Source organism: Variovorax sp. GW531-E2, assembly GCF_059423125.1.
Genome location: NZ_JBWKXQ010000006.1, coordinates 18,948 through 37,240 on the forward strand (window position 1 = coordinate 18,948; position 18,293 = coordinate 37,240).

Annotated in this window: 3 protein-coding genes; all 3 read right to left on the reverse strand. The window is 72.3% G+C overall.

The window, feature by feature from the left end; all coding sequences use genetic code 11:
• Positions 1-56 precede the first annotated feature (56 nt).
• The 3 genes from AC07XP_RS05880 to AC07XP_RS05890 are packed head-to-tail and all read right to left on the reverse strand — an operon-like array spanning position 57 to position 18,289.
• Complete coding sequence (locus AC07XP_RS05880; RefSeq protein ID WP_495264087.1) at positions 57-7,433, reverse strand: amino acid adenylation domain-containing protein; 7,377 nt, start codon at positions 7,431-7,433, stop codon at positions 57-59.
• Entirely contained in the window at positions 7,434-15,197 is a 7,764-nt protein-coding gene (locus AC07XP_RS05885) for an amino acid adenylation domain-containing protein (RefSeq protein WP_495264088.1), read from the reverse strand.
• Positions 15,194-18,289 (reverse strand): non-ribosomal peptide synthetase, encoded by a 3,096-nt coding sequence (locus tag AC07XP_RS05890; RefSeq protein WP_495264089.1) that lies wholly within the window; start codon positions 18,287-18,289, stop codon positions 15,194-15,196. Before AC07XP_RS05890 ends, AC07XP_RS05885 begins: the two co-directional genes overlap by 4 nt.
• Positions 18,290-18,293 lie beyond the last annotated feature (4 nt).

Consider the following 18,293-nt stretch of genomic DNA (forward strand, 5'->3'; position numbering starts at 1 on the left):
GGTGCCCTTGACGCACGACCCGGCTTCCGGGTCGTGCGTTTTTTTATGCCGAGGCCTCAGGCCGCGAGGGCTTCGGCCTCGCCCAGTCGCTCGGCCAGTTGCGTCAACAACACCGGGCTGCGCAGGATCGCGTGGTGGTCCTCGTCGAGCGCCGCAGTGCTCGCGAGGTCCGGCCGCCCCAGCTGTAGCGCGAGCGCGGCGCGGTCCGCCGCCGGGCGCCGCGCGATCCACCAGCACTCGGTGCGGCAACGCAGCGGCACGAGCGCCTCGGTCTCGATCGCCTTCAGCTGCTGGCTCACGAGGAAGATGCGGGCCAGCTCGTCGTCGGGCAGGTTCGCGTGCGCCGGCATCTCCAGCGCATCGCCACGGGCCTGCGCCCTGGCACGCGCCTGGGCGATCAGCGCGGCCACCGTCGCCTCGTCGCAGACGAAGTCGTCGATGTCCAGCAGCCCGTCCAGGCGCGCCGCCGGCCAGGCCGAGGCGACGAAGTCGGCGAAGTCTCGGCGACCGTCGTCGTCCACCGTCTGCAAGGGTGCGTCGGGCTCGGGCACGTAGGGATCCACCAGGCCGAGGAACGCCACGGCCTGCCCTTCGGCCTCGAGCCGCGCGGCCACGGCCGCCGCGAGCGCACCGCCGAGCGACCAGCCCAGCAGGTGGTACGGCCCCTGCGGCTGCACGCCACGGACGATGCGGGCGTAGTCGTCGGCCATGCGCGCCAGCGACACGTCGCGGTGCGCGGGATCAGCGAGCATGCGGCACGGCAGGCCGTACACGGTGCGCACGCCCTGCAGGCGGCGCGCCAGCGGCGCGTAGTCGTACACCGTGCCCAGCGCGGCGTGCAGGCAGAACAGCGGCGCCGCGCCGGGCACCACGGCATTCAGCGCGACCAGCGACGGCGCATCGGCACGCCCGCCCAGCAGCCCCGCGATGGTCGGCGCGCGCAGGAAGTCGTGCAGCTTCAGGTCGAGCGCCGGCAGGCCCAGGCGCCGTGCCTGCGCCATCACCTTCAGGCTCAGCAGCGAATCGCCGCCGAGTTCGAAGAAGTTGTCGTCGCGGCCCACACGTGCCACGCCCAGCACCTCGGACCAGATGCGCGCGAGCGCCTGCTCGGCGCTGCCGCGCGGCGCGTCGTAGCCGTCGCCACCGGCGAACACCGGCGCCGGCAGCGCATGGCGATCGACCTTGCCGCTCATGTTGAGCGGCAGCGTGTCGAGCACGACGATGGCCGCCGGCACCATGTGCTCGGGCAGCAGCGCCGCGAGGCTGGCACGCAGCCGCGCAGTCTCGATGCGCTCGCCCGCCAGCGGCGACACATACGCCACCAGCCGCGCGCCGCCCGCGCCCTGGCTGGCGACGACCACGGCCTCGCGCACCTGCGGCAGCGCCAGCAGCTGCGCCTCGATCTCGCCCAGCTCGATGCGAAAGCCGCGGATCTTCACCTGGTGGTCGATGCGCCCCAGGTAGGCCATCTGCCCGTCGGGCTCCCAGCGCACGAGGTCGCCCGTGCGGTAGAGCCGGCCGCCCGGCGCGCCGAAGGGGTCGGCCACGAAGCGTTCCGCGCTCAGGCCCGCGCGCTGCAGGTAGCCGCGCGCCAGGCCGTCGCCGCCCAGGTACAGCTCGCCGGCCACGCCGGGCGGCACCTGGTTCATGGCGCCGTCGAGCACATAGGCCGTGCGGTCGCCCACGAGGCGGCCGATGGGCATGTAGGCCGCGTCGAAACCCTCGCCCGGCGCGGCCTTGGCGATCATCGGCGTGATCACCGTCTCGGTCGGCCCATAACCGTTGACGATGCGCGGCGGCTTCAGCACCGACTGCACCAGCGCGAAGCTGGTGCGCGGCATCGCCTCGCCGCCCACGGTGTAGGAGCGGATCGGCAGCCGGCTCGCGGCCTCGCCCATCAGCTCGGCCATCTGGTGCAGGTAGCCGGGCGTGAAGCAGGCGATGGTGATGCCGTGGCGCGCGATCTCGGCGCAGGTGCGCTCCACCGGCCAGACCTCTTCGTCGCGCGGCATCAGTGCCGCGCCGAAGGCCAGCGGCACCCAGGTGCGCTCGTGTGCGCCGTCGAAGTTGATCGATGCGAACTGCAGCTCGCGGTCGTCGGGCGTCATGCCGTAGGCCTCGCCGATGGACTGCACGTGCATGGCCAGCGGGCCATGCGCCACGGCCACGCCCTTGGGCTTTCCGGTCGAGCCCGAGGTGTAGATCACATAGGCCAGGTGGTCGCGGTGCACCGCCACGCCGGGGTCATGTGACGGGCCACTCGACAGGTCCAGCGTGTCGAGCGTCAGGGCCTTCACACCGGGCAGGCCGATACGGTCCAGCACGGCGGCATCGTCGGCCAGCAGCAGCGCAACGCCACTGTCTTCCACCATGTAGGCCAGCCGCTGCGGCGGGTACGCCGGGTCGAGCGGCACGTAGGCGCCGCCCGCTTTCAGGATCGCCAGCAGCGCCACGACCATGTCGGCCGAACGCCGCACCGCGAGGCCCACGCGCACTTCGGGCCGCACACCCGCGCGCACGAGGTGGTGCGCCAGCCGGTTGGCGCGCGCCTCCAGCGCGGCGTAGCTCAGCGTGTGGTCGCCGAAGATCAGGGCCGTGGCCTCGGGCCGCAGCGCGGCCTGGCGTGCCACCAGCACATGCACCGGTGCGGTGTCTTGGTAGGCGGGCGCGTTCACGCCCCAGGCCTGCAGGCGCTGCGCCTCGTCGGCGGTGTGCAGGTCGAAGGCGACGACCGGGTGCGTGGCCGCCTGAGCGAGGTCGTCCGCCACGCGGCGCACCGCATCGTGCATGTACTGGCACACACGCGCGGCGCCCACCGCCGCATCGACCTGCGCGGTCAGCGCGAAGCCGTCGGCGCGTTCGTTCACCGACAGCGCGAAGGCGTAGTTCGAACGCTCCTGCGCGCCGAGCGTCTCGATGCCTTCCCAGCCGCCGGCACCGGCACCCGCCTCGGGCGCCTGCGCCACGTAGCGGTAGTTCAGCAGCGTCGAGAACAGCGGCGTGCCCTTGGGCACCGCGCTGCAACGCTGCGCGAGCGACAGGCTCGCGTGCTCGTGGTGCAGCAGGCCGGCCAGCGCGGCGTGCGTCTGGCGCACGCAGGCCAGCGCATGGCTGCGGCCCAGCGTCACGCGCAGCGGCAGCGTGTTGATCATCATGCCGAGCGCGCGCCCTGCGCCCTCGCCGCCTGCGAGCCGGCCAAACAGCACGGTGCCGAACACCACGTCGTCCTTGCCCGTGGTCTTGGCCAGCACCAGCGCCCACGCCAGGTGGAACAGCGTGGCCGCGCTCACGCCGCTGCGCTGTGCCTGCGTGCGCACGGTCTGCGCCAGCGCCGCGTCGAGTTCGAGGTGCGCTTCTTCCACCGCCGTGCCGTCGCCGCGCGCATCGAACAGGTCGAAGGGCGCGGTCGGTTCGCGCACGTCGCCGAGCATGCGGCGGAAGAAGGACTCCTGCTCGGCCACGTCGGCACCCAGCCGTGCCTGCGCGACGAAGCTGCGGAACGGCACGGGCGGGGGCAGCGCGTCGGCGCGGCCCTGCAACAGCAGCGTGATCTCCTCGACCAGCAGGTCGCGCGAGACATGGTCGAGCGCCAGGTGGTGGCTTGGCAGCTGCAGCAGCCAGCCGCCGCCCGCCGCATCGTGCGCGGCGATGGCGCGCAGCATGGGCGCGCGGCGCACGTCGAGGCGGTAGTGGCCGGGGCGCACATGCGCTTCGAGCTGCGCGGCGACATCGCCTGCGGCGGCGTCGACCGGCAGCCATTCGATCTCGGCGGGCGCATGGCGGTGCACCACCTGCACCGGCTCCGCCAGCCCTTCCCACAGCACGGCGGTGCGCAACATGTCGTGGCGCACGATGACGCGGTTCAGGCAGTCCATGAACGCGTTCAACCGCGCTTCGCTGTCGAAGCGCATCTGCAGCGACTGCACGTAGACGTCGCCCTCGGCCTGCATCAGGTGGTGGAACAGCAGGCCTTCCTGCAGCGGCGCGAGCGGGTAGATGTCCTGGATGTTGGCCGCGCCCCCGGGCACGGCGGCCTCGATGCGGCGCAGCTGCGCCGCATCGAGCGTCACCAGCGGAAGCATCTGCGGCGTGAGCCGCGTGCAGCCTTCGGGAATCGCGTTGTCGGGCACCACCGGCACCGGGCGCGGCGAGGCGCCGGCCTCCAGCGTGGCGCGCGCGAAATCGGCGAAGCGCGGGTTCTGGAACAGCGTGCGCACCTGCGCACCGAAACCCTGCCGGCGCAGCCGCTCGAGCAGCTGCATGGCCAGCAGCGAGTGGCCGCCGAGTTCGAAGAAGTTGTCGTTGCGGCCCACGCGGGGCGCGCCCAGCACCTCGGCCCACACCGTCGCCATCGCCTCCTCGGCCGCACCTTGCGGCGCTTCCCAGGTGTCGGCCGCCGCAGAGAACACGGGCTCGGGCAGCGCGGCGCGGTCGACCTTGCCGTTGGCGTTGAGCGGCAGCGCCGCGAGCACGGTGATCGCCGACGGCACCATGTACTCGGGCAGCACCTGCGCCAAGCCGTCGCGCAACGTGAAGGCATCGACCTGGCGTTGCGCGTCGAGGCTCGACACGTAGGCCAGCAACAGCGCCCCGCCTGCACGCTCGCGCGCGACCACCACGGCCTCGCGCACGCCGGGCTGCGCGCGCAGCCGCGCCTCGACCTCGCCGAGCTCGATGCGGAAACCACGCACCTTCACCTGGTGATCGAGCCGCCCCAGGTATTCGAGCTGCCCGTCGGCACGCCAGCGCACGAGGTCGCCGGTGCGGTACAGGCGACCGCCGTTCGCATCGAAAGGGTCGGCCACGAAGCGCTCGGCGCTCAGGCCCGCTCGGTTCAGGTAGCCGCGCGCCAGCCCCGAACCGCCGAGGTACAGCTCGCCGGCCATGCCGGGCGGCACCAGGTTCATGTCGGTGTCGAGCACCACGGCGCGGCGGTCGCCCACGGGCGCGCCGATGGGCAGGTAGGCCGCGTCGAAAGTAGTGCCGGCATAGGCCTTGGCGATGGTCGGCGTGATCACCGTCTCGGTCGGGCCGTAGCCGTTGATGAGGCGCGGCGGCTGCAGCGTCTGCATCACGCGCTCGCAGGCCACGCGGCCCATGGCCTCGCCGCCGACGGTGTACGAGCGCAGCGTGGGCACGCGCCCTTCCTCGCCGAGTTCGTCGGCCATCTGCTGCAGGTAGCCCGGCGTGAAGCAGGCGACGGTGATGCCGTGGCGCCGCATCTCTTCGCGGCTGCGGTGCACGGTCCACAGCTCCTGGCTGCGCGGCATCAGCGTGGCGCCGAAGGCCAGCGGCGTCCAGATGCGCTCGTGCGCGCCGTCGAAGTTGATCGACGCGAACTGCAGTTCGCGGTCTTCGGGCGTCATGCCGTAGGCGCGGCCGATGGTCTGGATGTGCATGCTCAACGGGCCATGCGCCACGGCCACGCCCTTGGGCTGGCCGGTGGAGCCCGAGGTGTAGATCACATAGGCCAGTTGCCCGGGATGCACCGCGACATCGGGGGCGTCTTCAGGCCCGCGATCGAGCACGCCGCCGTCGAGCAGCAGCGCGGGCAGCGCCTGCATCGATGCGCCCAGCCGCTCGCGCACGCGCGCCTGTGTGAGCAGCAGCCGCACGCCGCTGTCGGCCGCCATGAAGTCGAGCCGCTCGGGCGGGTAGTCGGGATCGAGCGGCACATAGGCCGCGCCCGCCTTCAGCACGCCGAGCAGCGCCACCACCATCTCGGGCGAGCGCTCCACCGCGAGGCCGATGCGGTCCTCGGGCTGCACGCCCTGCGCGATGAGTGCATGGGCGAGCCGGTTGGCGCGCACGTCGAGCTCGCGGAAGCGCATCGGCACGCCGTCGACGATCAGCGCCGTGGCCTCGGGCCGCAGCGCGGCCTGGCGCTCGACGAGCCGGTGCACGGGCACCTCGTCCCAGGCGGTGTCCCGGCCCTCGCCCCATTCGCGCAGCTGGGCGTGTTCCTGCGGGCCGAGCAGCGCCACCTCGCGCAGCGTGCGCGAAGGGTCGTCGGCCAGCTGGCGCAGCACCGCGACGTAGTGCGCGGCCATGCGCTCGATGGTGGCGGACTCGAAGATCGCGCGGGCGTACGTGAAGCTCAGGCCGAGCGTGCCGTCGGCCTGCTCCAGCGTGTCGAGCGCGAGTTCGAAAGGCGCCGCCTGCTCGTCGAGTTCGCAGGGCTCGATACGCAGGCCTTCGAGCCGGTCGAGCGCGCCCAGGTCCTGCTGCCGGTGGTTGAAGATCACCTGGAACAGCGGCGGGTGGCTCAGGCTGCGCTCGGGCTGCAGCGCCTCGACCAGCTGTTCGAACGGCAGGTCCTGGTGCGCCTGCGCGCCCAGCGCCGCTTCGCGCGCCTGCGCCAGCGCCTGGGCCAGCGTGGTGTGGCCGGCCAGTTCGGCGCGCAGCACCTGCGTGTTGACGAACAGGCCGAGGATGCCAGCCGTCTCGGGCCGGTCGCGGTTGGCCACGGGCACGCCGAGCCGGATGTCGCCCTGGCCCGTGTAGCGATGCAGCAGCGCCTGGAAGCCGGCCAGCAGCACCATGAAGAGCGTCGCGCCTTCGGCGCTCGCGCGGCGGCGCAGCGCCTGTGCCAGTTCGCCCGGCAGGTCGAGCCGGCGGCGCGCGGCCAGGTACGGCCCCTGCGGCGGACGTGCACGGTCGGCGGGCAGTTGCAGCAGCGGCTGCTCGCCGCCGAGCCGCTCGGTCCAGTAGGCCAGCTGACGTTCGCCCTCGCCCGCTTCGAGCCAGTGGCGCTGCCAGGCCGCGTAGTCGGCGTACTGCAGCGCGGGCGCGGCCGGCACGGCGGCGTCGTTCCCTTGACGGTGCGCCTGGTACAGCGCGCCGAAGTCGTCGACCAGCAGCTGCATCGACCAGCCATCGGACACGATGTGGTGCATCACCAGCACCAGCAGGTGCGCGGTCTCGCCGGTGCGCAGCAGACCCACGCGCAGCAGCGGGCCGCGCGACAGGTCGAAGGGCGTGCGCACGAGGCGCGCAGCCTCGTCGCGCACCTGCGCGGGGTGGGCGCGCAGATCGGCTTCGCGCAGGTCGAGCACCGCCTCGGGCGACACGGTCTGCTGCGGCACTCCGTCGTCGCTCACGCCGAAGCGTGTGCGCAGCGACGGGTGCCGCGCCACCAGCGCCTGCAGGCTCGCGCGCAGCGCCGCATGGTCGAGCGCGCCGTGCAGCGTGAGCGCAGCCGTGATGTGCTGCGCCGTGCTTTCGGGGTCCATCTGCCAGAGGAACCACTGGCGCGCCTGCGCGTACGAGGCGGGCCGCGGCGCGCCGGGCACGGCGGCCGGGTCGGGCACGATCGGCAGGCGGCCGAAGTCGATACCTTGCGCACGCAGCGCGGCGATGAATTCCTTCTGCCGCGCCGGCGGCAAACCCGCCAGCCGTTGTGCGATGGCCCTACTGCGTTCGCTACTGCTCACTCAACCCCCCAGACTTTCCAACAATGCATCCATGCGATCGAGGTCGCTCTCGGCCTGCGCGGCCTGCTGCGCCTGCGCCGGCCCTTGCGCGTCGAGCGCCTGCGCGCACGCCGCCAGGTCGGGCAGTTCGAAGTAGCGCTGCAGCGGCAGGTCGATGCCCATCTGCGCCTTGACCTGCTGCCGCAGCTTGAGCACCGCGAGCGAATGCCCACCGAGCTCGAAGAAGTTGTCGCCGCGCCCCACGCGCGACAGCCCCAGCACCTGCGCCCACAGACCCGCCAGCGCGGCTTCGGTGGCGCCCTGCGGCGGCACGTGGGCGCGCTCTTCCGCGGCCTCGGGCGGCGGCAGCGCCTGCCGGTCGACCTTGCCGTTGGCGTTCAGCGGCAGCCCCTGCGGCATCGCCGCGATGACGCTCGGCACCATGTAGTCGGGCAGCGCCGCCGCCAGCCCCGCACGCAGCGCCGCGGGACGCAGCGGCTGGCCTTCGGCGCCGGCCGCATAGGCCACCAGCCGCGCACCGCCCGGTCCTTCCTGCGCCAGCACCAGGGCCTGTCGTACGCCGGGCTGCGCGAGCAGCTGCGCCTCGACCTCGCCGAGTTCGATGCGAAAGCCCCGCACCTTCACCTGGTGGTCGAGCCGGCCGAGGTACTCGAGCTGGCCGTCGCCACGCCAGCGCACGAGGTCGCCGGTGCGGTAGAGCCGCCCGCCATGCCCATCGAACGGATCGGCGACGAAGCGCTGCGCCGTCAGGCCGGCGCGGTGCAGGTAGCCGCGCGCCAGCACCTCGGCGCCCACGCACAGCTCGCCGGCCACGCCGACGGGCACGGGTTGAAGATTGGCGTCGAGCACGCGCAGGCACGCGCTCGATGCGGGCGTGCCGATGGGCGGCAGGTCTTCATCGCCCGCGCCGTCGAGCACGAACTCGCTCACCACGTGCGTCTCGGTCGGCCCGTACTGGTTGATGAGCCGGCACTGCGATTCGCGCGCCAGCCATTCGGCCAGCGCGGGCGTGCGCTTGAGCTGCTCGCCCGCCGTGACGATCTGGCGCAGCGCCGGCAGCCGACGGCCCGAGGCCAGCGACTGTTCGGCGAAATGCTGCAGCACCGAGAAGGTGAGGAACATGCGTTCGACGCCTTCTCCGTGCACCAACGCCTCGAGCGCATCGAGGTCGAGCCGCTGCGCATCGGTGGTCTGCACGAGGCAGCCGCCGCCGGCCAGCCCGCTGACCATCTCCTGGAACGCGACGTCGAAGCACGGCGACGCGAACAGCAGCGTGCGGCTCGCGCCCGGCAGGCCTTGCAGCTGCCACGCGATGAGACGCGCCACCGCGTCGTGGCGCATCGCCACGCCCTTGGGGCGGCCAGTGGAGCCCGAGGTGTAGAGCACATAGGCCAGCTGCTCGCCATGCACCGGCACCGCCGGGTCGTGGTCGGGCCAGGCGGCCATGCCGTCGTCGGCCGCGTCAAGGTCGAAGGCCAGCCGCTGCACGCTCGCTGCGTCGGGCAGGCGTGGCATCAGCGCGCGGCGCGTGAGCAGCAGCGAGGCGCCGCTGTCCTCGACCATGTAGGCCAGGCGTTCGGTCGGGAACGCCGGGTCGAGCGGCACGTACGCGCCGCCGGCCTTGAGCACGGCGAGCAGGCCGACGACGGTCTCGGCCGAGCGATCGACGGCGATCGCGACCGGCATGTCGGGCCGCACGCCCTGCGCGATCAGGCGATGCGCCCAGCGGTTCGCGAGTCGGTTGAGTGCCGCGTAGGTCAGGCGATGCTCAGCCGTGACGAGTGCCAGTGCGTCGGGGTTTGCCTTCGCCTGTTGTTCGATGAGGTGGTGTACGGGCACGACCTTTTGCGGCGTGAATGCGCCGCGCGACCATGACGACAACCGCTCGCGCTCGGCCATATCGGCCAGCGTCAATTGGCCCACGGCCTGCGCCGCATCGCCGGCGAGCGCCAGCAGCGCTGCGCGCAACTGGCCCGCGAGCGTCGCGGCCTGTACTTCGTCGCACACGTCGAGCGCATGCACGAGGTCGATGTGCAGCGCCGCATCGTCGTGCACCATCAGCGTCAGCGGGTACGAGGTTTCTTCCTTCGTATGCACCGCGCCGAAGCTCAGGCCGGCCGCCGCGTCTCCGCGCAAGGCCGCATCGACCGGGTAGTTCTCGAACACCACCAGCGTGTCGAACAGGCCCTGCCCGCCCAGCCCGGCCCATGCCTGGATCTCGTGCAGCGGCGTGTGCTCGTGTTCGCGCGACGCGACCTGCGCCGCCTGCAGTTCGCGCAGCCAGTCGCCCACGGGCTGGCCAGGCCGCAGGCGCGCGACCACGGGCAGCGTGTTGATGAACAGGCCCAGCATGCGCTCGGCACCCGGCATCTCGGCGTTGCGGCCGGCGACGGTGGCGCCGAACACGACGGTGCCGCTGCGCGTGCGCTGGCCCAGCAGCAGCGCCCAGGCGGCCTGCACGAAGGTGTTGAGCGTGACATGCGCGGCACGCGCGGCCTCGCGCAGGCCTCGCGTGGCTTCGGTGTCGAAGGCCAGGCGCTGGCGGGCCTTGCCCGAGCGCGGCGTCACCGGTGGCACCAGCGCCGTCGCAAGACGCGTCGGTTCTTCCACACCGGCCAGCACGCTGCGCCAGTGCGCCTCGCCGGCCTGCGCGTCGCGCGTTGCGAGCCACGCGATGTGGTCGCGAAATCGTCCGGGTGCGGGCTCGCCGGCCTGCCCCGCGTAGCTGCGCATCACCTCGGCCAGCAGCTGCGCCACGCTCCAGCCGTCGAGCAGCAGGTGGTGATAAGTCCAGACAAGGTGATGGCGCTGCGCCTGCGTGCGGGCCAGCGCGATGCGCATGAGCGGCGGGCGCGCCAGGTCGAAGCCGCTCGCGCGCTGCGACGCGGCCAGCCGCGCCAGTGCACCTGGCACATCGACGCTCTCGCGCAGGTCTTGCACGACCCACGGCATCTCGGCACTGCGCGCCACCCATTGCAGCGGCATGGCGCCGTCGGCCAGGAAGCCGCTGCGCAGGATCTCGTGGCGTGCCAGCACGCGCTGCCATGCGGCGCGGAAGCGCTCGGCATCGAGGCCGTCGATGTCCATGCACAGCTGGTTGACGTAGGCCTCGCCCTGTGCATCGACCAGGCTGTGGAACAGCATGCCCGACTGCATCGGCGACAACGGATAGAGGTCTTCGAGGTGCGCCACGGGCAGCGGCAGCGCGTCGAGCTGCGCGGCGTCGAGCCCGGCCAACGGGAAGTCCGACGGCGTGACGCCGCAAGCGCCCGAGGTGCAGTGCGCGATCAGCGCTTCGAGTTCGTTGCCGAAGCGGTTCACCCAGCCCTGCACGTCGTCGGCCGCATGCCGCGCCGCGCTGAAATCCACCGTCAGTTGCAGCGCACCATCGCGCACCTGCGCGTTGACGCTGAATTCGTGCAGCAGTAGCGCGCTCGCCGCGACCGGCTCGCCTGCGTCTTCGGGCGCGAGCGACCACGCGGCCTCGGCCGCGCTGTCGACCTGTCCCAGGTAGTTGAAGACCAGCTGCGGGCGTGGCAATGCGCGCAGCGCCTGCTGCTGTGCGTCCGTGCCCAGGTGCCTCAGCACGCCATGGCCGAGCCCGCGTTGCGGCACACGGCGCAGGTCTTCCTTCACGCGCTTGATCGCGTCGCCCCACGCCCCCAGCGGATCGAGCCGCACAGGGAACAGGCTCGTGAACCAGCCCGTGGTGCGCGACAGATCCAGTGCCTTCTCCGCCGGCAGGATGTCTTCACGGCCGTGCCCTTCGAGCAGGATCGCCAGCTGCGCATGCCCGCTCCAGCCGCACAGCGCGCGCCCCAGTGCCGTGAGCAGCAGGTCGTTGACCTGCGTGCGGTAGGCAGCCGGTGCCGCCTTGAGCAGCGCCTGCGTGCGCGCGCGGTCGAGCTGCCACGCGATGCTGGCGCGGCGCGCCACGGTGTTCACGCCCTCGGGTCGCGCGCAGGGCAGCGCCACCGGCACGTCGGCGAAGGCCTGCCAGTGCGCGAGTTCGCCATCCATCGCGGCAGCCTCGCCCTGCAACGAACGTGCCCAGGCTTGCAAGCTGGCGCTCTTCGGCGGCAGCACGACCGGGTGGGCATCGCGGCACTGCGCGTACGCAGTGGCCAGGTCGTCGAGCACGATGCGCCACGACACGCCATCGACCACGAGGTGGTGCGCCGCCAGCAGCAGGCGCCAGTCGCCGCCGGGCAGGCGGATGACCAGCGGACGCAGCAGCGGCCCGTGCGTGAGGTCGAGGCTGCGTTGCGCTTCGTCGCACAGCGCGGCGATCTGCGCCGGGTTCGCTGCATCGCGCACCCAGAGCCATTCCTCGCGCCAGCGCGCCGGCAACGCTTCGTAGACCTGTCGCCAGCGGCCATCGCTTGACTGATGGAAGCGCAGGCGAAAGGCATCGTGGTGCTGCACCACGGCGGCCAGCGCGGCTTCGAGCGCGGGCACCGCCAGCGGCTCGCGGCCTTGCAGCAGCAGCGACTGGTTCCAGTGATGGCGCTCGGGCATGTCGGCCTCGAAGAACGCGGCCTGGAACGGCAGCAGCGGCACCTCGCCTTCGGCTGCGGTCTGCTCGGCTTGCACCGCAACGCCCACGGGCTCGGCCACCGTCGCCTGCCCCGCGACGGTCTGGCGCTCGAACATCTGGCGCGGCGTGAGCTTCCAGCCCGCCGTGCGCAGCCGCGACACGATCTGCAGGCTCAGGATCGAATCGCCGCCGAGTTCGAAGAAGTTGTCCTGCCGGCCCACGCGCGGCAGGCCGAGCACCTCGGCCCAGACCGTGGCGAGCGCCTGTTCGACCACGCCCTCGGGCGCCTCGTAGGCCTGCGCCCCGCTGCGTTCGGGCTTGGGCAGCGACTTGCGGTCGATCTTGCCGTTGGCGTTGAGCGGCAGGGCCGGCAGCACGCACAGCAGCGACGGCACCATGTACTCGGGCAGCACCTCGGCCAGCCGCGCCTTGAGCGCGGCCGCATCCACCGCCGCACCCGGCTGCGGCGACACGTAGCCGACCAGCCGCGTGCCGCCCGGGCCTTCATCGGCCACCACCACGGCCTCGCGCACCTGCGGTTGTGCCAGCAACTGCGCCTCGATCTCGCCGAGTTCGATGCGGAAGCCCCGCACCTTCACCTGGTGGTCGATGCGGCCCAGGTAGGCCAGCTGGCCGTCGTCGCGCCAGCGCACGAGGTCGCCCGTGCGGTACAGCCGCTCGCCGCTGTCGCTGAACGGATCGGCGACGAAGCGCTCGGCCGTGAGGCCCAGCCGGTGCAGGTAGCCGCGCGCCAGGCCGATGCCACCCAGGTACAGCTCGCCGCCCACGCCCGGCGGCACGGGGTTCAGGCCCGCGTCGAGCACGTAGGTCTTGCAGCCCGCGATGGGGCGGCCGATGGCGACGTGGTTCAGGCCGTCGGCGCGGCAGGTCCAGTGCGTCACGTCGATGGCCGCTTCGGTCGGGCCGTAGAGGTTGTAGAGCCCCGCGCCCGGCAAGCGCTCGAACACCTTCGCCTGCGCCTCGGCGGGCAGCGCCTCTCCGCTGCAGACGATGCGCTGCAGGCTGGTGCAGGCCTCGATGCCGTCGTGCGCCAGGAAGGCCTGCAGCATCGAGGGCACGAAATGCAGCGTGGTCACGCCGTGCGTGCGGATCAGCTCAACCAGGCGTGCCGGTTCGCGGTGGGCGCCAGGCGCAGCGACGACAAGGCGCGCGCCCTGCATCAGTGGCCAGAAGAACTCCCACACCGACACGTCGAAGCCGAACGGTGTCTTCTGCAGCACGGTGTCGCCATCGTTCAACGCGTACGCGTCCTGCATCCAGGCCAGGCGGTTGTAGAGCGCGTTGTGGCGGTTGGCCGCGCCCTTGGGGCGGCCCGTGGAGCCGGAGGTGAAGATCACGTAGGCGAGGTTCTCGCCATGCAGCACGACCTGCGGGCAGGCAGTGGATTCGGCCGTCAGGTCGAGCGCATCCAGCGCGAGCATTTGCACATGCGCCGCCACCGGCAACGCCTCGCGCAGGTGCGACTGCGTGAGCAGCAGCGTCACCCCGCTGTCTTCGAGCATGTACGCGATGCGTTCGCGCGGCAGCTCGGGGTCGATGGGCACATAGGCGCCACCGGCCTTCAGGATCGCCAGCAGCCCCACGACCATCTCGAGGCTTCGCTCGGCGGCGATGCCCACGGGCATGTCGGGCCGTACACCGAGGCCGATCAGGTGATGGGCCAGCGCGTTGGCGCGTGCGTCGAGTTCGCCATAGCGCAGCAGCGTGCCGCCGAACACCAGCGCGACCGCATCCGGCCGTTGGCGCGCCTGCGCTTCGATCAGCCGATGCACGGGCTGCGTGTACGGGCGGTGCGGCAGGTTCTCGCTCCATGCGCGCAGCCGCACCTCGTCGTCCGCGTCGGTGAGCACGAGGTTCGCGAGCACGCGGTCGGGGTCGTCCGACATCGCCTGCAGCACGCGCTGGTAGGCGCGCACCAGGCGCTGCGCGGTCGTGGCGTCGAACAGGTCGGTGTTGTATTCGAGCCGACCGCGCACGCCGTGCGGGTCGATGTAGAAGTCCAGCGACAGGTCGAACTTGGCGCCCGCGTCATCGAACTCTTCGAGCTCGGCACGCACGCCCGCGAAATCGAGCGCCACGGCCTCGCCGGCCATCTGCACGCCGAACATGGCCTGGAACAGCGGGCTGCGCGCGGGGTCGCGGCGGTCCTTGCGGCTGGCCAGCAGCACCTCGAACGGCAGATCGGCATGGTCGAGCGCGGCCAGCGCGTCGGCGCGCACCTGGCGGCACACCTCGCGCAGCGTGCGCCGGGGCGCGAGCCGCGCACGGAACACCTGCGTGGTGATGAAGAAGCCCAGCAGGTCCTGCACCTCCTCGCGGTGACGGCCTGCGTTGGGCACGCCGATGGCGAAATCGTCCTGCCCGCTGCAGCGCGACAGCAGCACCTGCCAGGCCGCGAGCAGCACGACGAACGGCGTGCAGCGTTCGGCGCGGCAGAACTTCTGCAGCGCCGCCGCCAACGCCGGCGGCAGCTCGAAGCCGAGCGCGGTGCCGGCGAAGGTCTGCTGCGCGGGGCGCGCGCGGTCGGTCGGCAGATCGAGCGAGGGCACCTCGTCGCCGAGGTGGCGGTTCCAGTGCGCGAGCTGCGGTGCGAGCGCCCCGCCCTGCACGCGGGCGCGCTGCCACACCGCAAAGTCAGCGTACTGCACGGGCAGCGGTGGCAGCTGTACCGGGCCGTCGCTGCGCAGCGCCAGCGCGTAGGCCGCGCCGAGGTCGCGCGCCAGGATCGGGTTCGACCAGGCATCGGACACGATGTGGTGCAGGCAGACGGTCAGCACATGCCGGTCGTCGGCCAACTTCGCGAGCCGCGCCACCAGCGCGCGCGCGCGGCCCAGGTCGAACACATGCGTCGCGGTGCGGCGCACGAGCGCATCGACAGCAACTCGTTGCTCGTCTGCGCCCTGGTCCGAGAGGTCGATGCGCTCCAGCGCGAACGGCACCTCGGCCTGCACGACCTGCATCGGCACGCCGTCGTGCTCGACGAAGTGCGTGCGCAGGATCGCGTGGCGCGCAACGACCGCCTGGAACGCACATGCCAGCGCATCGGCGTCGAGCGCGCCGGTCAGCCGGAACACGCGCGGCAGGTTGTAGGCCGTGAGCCCGGGCTCCAGCTTCTGCAGGAAGCACAACTGCTCCTGCGCATACGACAGCGGCACCGCCTGGCCGTCGTGCACGGTGCGGGTGATCTCGTCCATGGCGATGCTCATGCGGCCTCGCCCGCGGATTCGTCGGCGAGGTCGCGCTGCCGGTGCGTCTGCGCCAGATTTTCGAGTGCGGCCGCGTCGGCGCTCGCCTCGCGCAACACGGCGGCCAGCGCCGCGGGTGTCGGGTGGTCGAACACCACACCGGCCGCCACCTCGACCTGCAGCAGCTTGCGGATGCGCGCGACCAGCTTGATGACCTGCAGCGAGTGGCCGCCGAGTTCGAAGAAGTCGTCTTCCACGCCGACCGGGCCGCTGCCCAGCAGCGTGGCCATGCCGTCGGCGAGCAGCGCTTCGAGCGCGTCGCGCGGGGCCGCGATGACGCGCTGCGGTGCTTCGGCCGGGGCCGAGGCCGCCAGCGCGAGCCGGTCGATCTTGCCGTTCGGCAGGCGCGCAAAGGCGCTCACGGCCGTGCAGCTCGCAGGCACCATGTGCGCGGGCAGCAGCGCGGCGAGCTGTTCGCGCAGCGCGCGGCCGTCGGCCGCCTCGCTGTCGCCGACGAAGAAGGCGGCGAGCGTGGTCGCACCGGCCGCATCGGGCACGGCCAGCACCACCGCCTGGCGCACACCGGGACGCGCCAGCAGCGTCGCCTCGACCTCGGCCGGCTCGACGCGGTAGCCGTGGACCTTCACCTGGTGATCGGCGCGCCCCGCGAGGCGCAGGCCGCCTTCGGGCAGCACCCACGCGAGGTCGCCCGTGCGATAGAGGCGCTCACCGGCGCGGAACGGGTCCGCGACGAACACGTCAGCGTTCGCGCGGTTCAGGTAGCCGCGGCACAGCTGCGTCCCGCCGATGCAGACCTCGCCCAGACCGCCGGTCGGCACGAGGCCGCGCGACGCATCGAGCACGCGCACACGGTTGTTCGCGAGCACGCGCGTCAGCGGCAGCTGCTCGGGCACGGGCGCGCCGGCTTCGACGGCATGCACCATGACACCGACCGTGGCTTCGGTCGGCCCGTAGTGGTTGTAGATGGCGCACTGCGGCGCCAGCCGTGCGATGCGCTCGACCAACGCACGCGGCGCGGCCTCGCCGCCCAGCACCAGCGTGCGCGGCAGGCAGGGCGTGGCGCTTTCGAGCAGTGCCTCGAGGTGCGAGGGAACGATCTTCAGTGCGTCGATGGCGTGTGTGCGCATGAAGCGCGCGAAAGCCTCGGCGTCCTTGGTCTCGTGCGGCGCCGCCACGACGAGGCAGGCGCCGTTGTGGAACGCGCCGAACAGCGCGGTGTTGCCGAGATCGGCCGCGACCGAGCTGGTGAGCGCCCAGCGGCGGCAGGTGTCGAGCTGCATCGCGGCCGAAGCGGCTGCCACGTAGTTCTGCAGCTGACCCTGCTCGACGGCCACGCCCTTGGGCGTGCCGGTGGAGCCGGAGGTGTAGAGCACGTAGGCGAGGTCGCTCGGTGCGGCGATGTGCAACGCGGCTTGCGCTTCGGGCAGCGTGCTCGCATCGGGCAATGCCGCGTCGATGGTGAAGATGGGTTTCGCATCGGCCAGCACCGCCGCACGGCGCGCCTCGGGCCAGTCGGGGTCGAGCGGCAGGTAGGCGGCGCCCGCGCGCCAGACGGCGAGGATCGCCACCGGCAGGTCGAGCGCGCGCGGCAGGTTCAGCGCGACGACGGTGCCCGGCACCACGCCCTGCCCTTGCAGCCAGTGGGCGACGCGGGCGGTGCGCTGGTCGAGTTTGCGGTAGCTCAGGCACTGGTCGCCCGCTTCGAGCGCGGGCGCGTCGGGCGTTTCGGCGGCCCAGTGGGCGATGCGCTGCGTGACGGTCTGCGTGCCGACATCGGCCACGGCTTCTTGCGACTGCAGCAGCAATTCGCGTTCGCGCGGGTCGACCAGCGGCAGCGCGCCGAGCGCGGCGTCGGGGCGTTCGACCACGGCGTCCAGCAGGCAGAGGTATTGCATCAGCAGGCGCTGCGCCGCCACCTCGCTGTGGCGCATCGCATCGGCATGCACCGACAGCGCGGCGCCATCAATATCCCATGCGATCTGCAAGGCGAGTTCGAAAGTCGACAGCGGCCCCGGCAACGCAGCCAGTTGCCATTGCGGATCGACGCCATGGCGACGCGGCCGCTCGTGGCACGCGAAACCGACCGCGAGGTGCGCGCCGATGCTCTGTGCATCGACGGCCCAGTACTCCTGCGCCTCGACATGCGCGGCCAGCGTGCCGTCGAAGTTGTCGAACCAGTCGGCAAAGCGCGTCTCAGGCGCGGTCTCGACGATGAGCGGCAACACCTTGTCGAACACGCCGACCGCGCCCTGCATCGGCGGGTAGTCGCGGCGGCAGTCGTGCTGCCAGCCGGCGATGAAACGGCCCGTGCCGTCCAGGCGCGCGAGCAGCAGCCACCAGACGGCTTGCAGCAGCGTGTCGGGCTGGGCGCCCAGCGTGTCGGCGCAGGCGGCGATGCGGCCCGCCAACGTGGCATTGACGGATTCGTCGGCACGCACGCGCGCAGCCTGTTGGGAGACAGCAGCTTGCCGACCGACGAGGCGCGGCGGCGTGAGCGCGGCGGCCTGCGCGAGGTAGCGCTGCCAATAGGCACGGCCTTCAGCGGCGTCTTCGCCGTCGAGCAGGTCCTGGCGCCAGGTCACGAAGCGTGCATACGGGAACACCTCGGCGGCATCGAAAGCGTGTTCGTCCGCGAAGGCCGTGGCGATCTGGTCGAACAGATGTTGCAGGCTGCCCCGGTCGCCGACCCAGGCATGAACGGAAAGCGCCAGCGTGTGGCGTGCCTCCCCGGTGCGTGCGAGCCCGGCATGGACCATCTCGCCACGCGCGATGTCCAGCGGCGCGGCCTGGAGGTTCGCCAGCCAGTCGGCCAGTGCAGCTTCAGGCGCATCGCGCAGATCGGCGTCCGCCCAGGCCAGCGGTGCCATGCCCTCGGTGTACTGCTGGCGCAGGCCGCGGTAGCCCGGTACCGCGCGGATCGCGCTGCACAGCGCGCCGTGCGCACCCAGCACGCGCGCCACCACGTCGCGCAGGCGCGCAGCATCGAGCGTGCCCTCGATGTCGGCGCGCAGCAGCAGGCGCGGCGCATCGGCCGGCACGGCGCGTTGTTCGGGGCTCAGCGGGAAGGTCGTGTCGTCGAAGTGGTCGGTCATGGTC

What these genes read in the sequence shown, in the direction of transcription:
- AC07XP_RS05885 (WP_495264088.1), bottom strand. Translation starts at nt 15,197, where the DNA reads ATGAGCATCGCCATGGACGAGATCACCCGCACCGTGCACGACGGCCAG.
- AC07XP_RS05890 (WP_495264089.1), bottom strand. Translation starts at nt 18,289, where the DNA reads ATGACCGACCACTTCGACGACACGACCTTCCCGCTGAGCCCCGAACAA.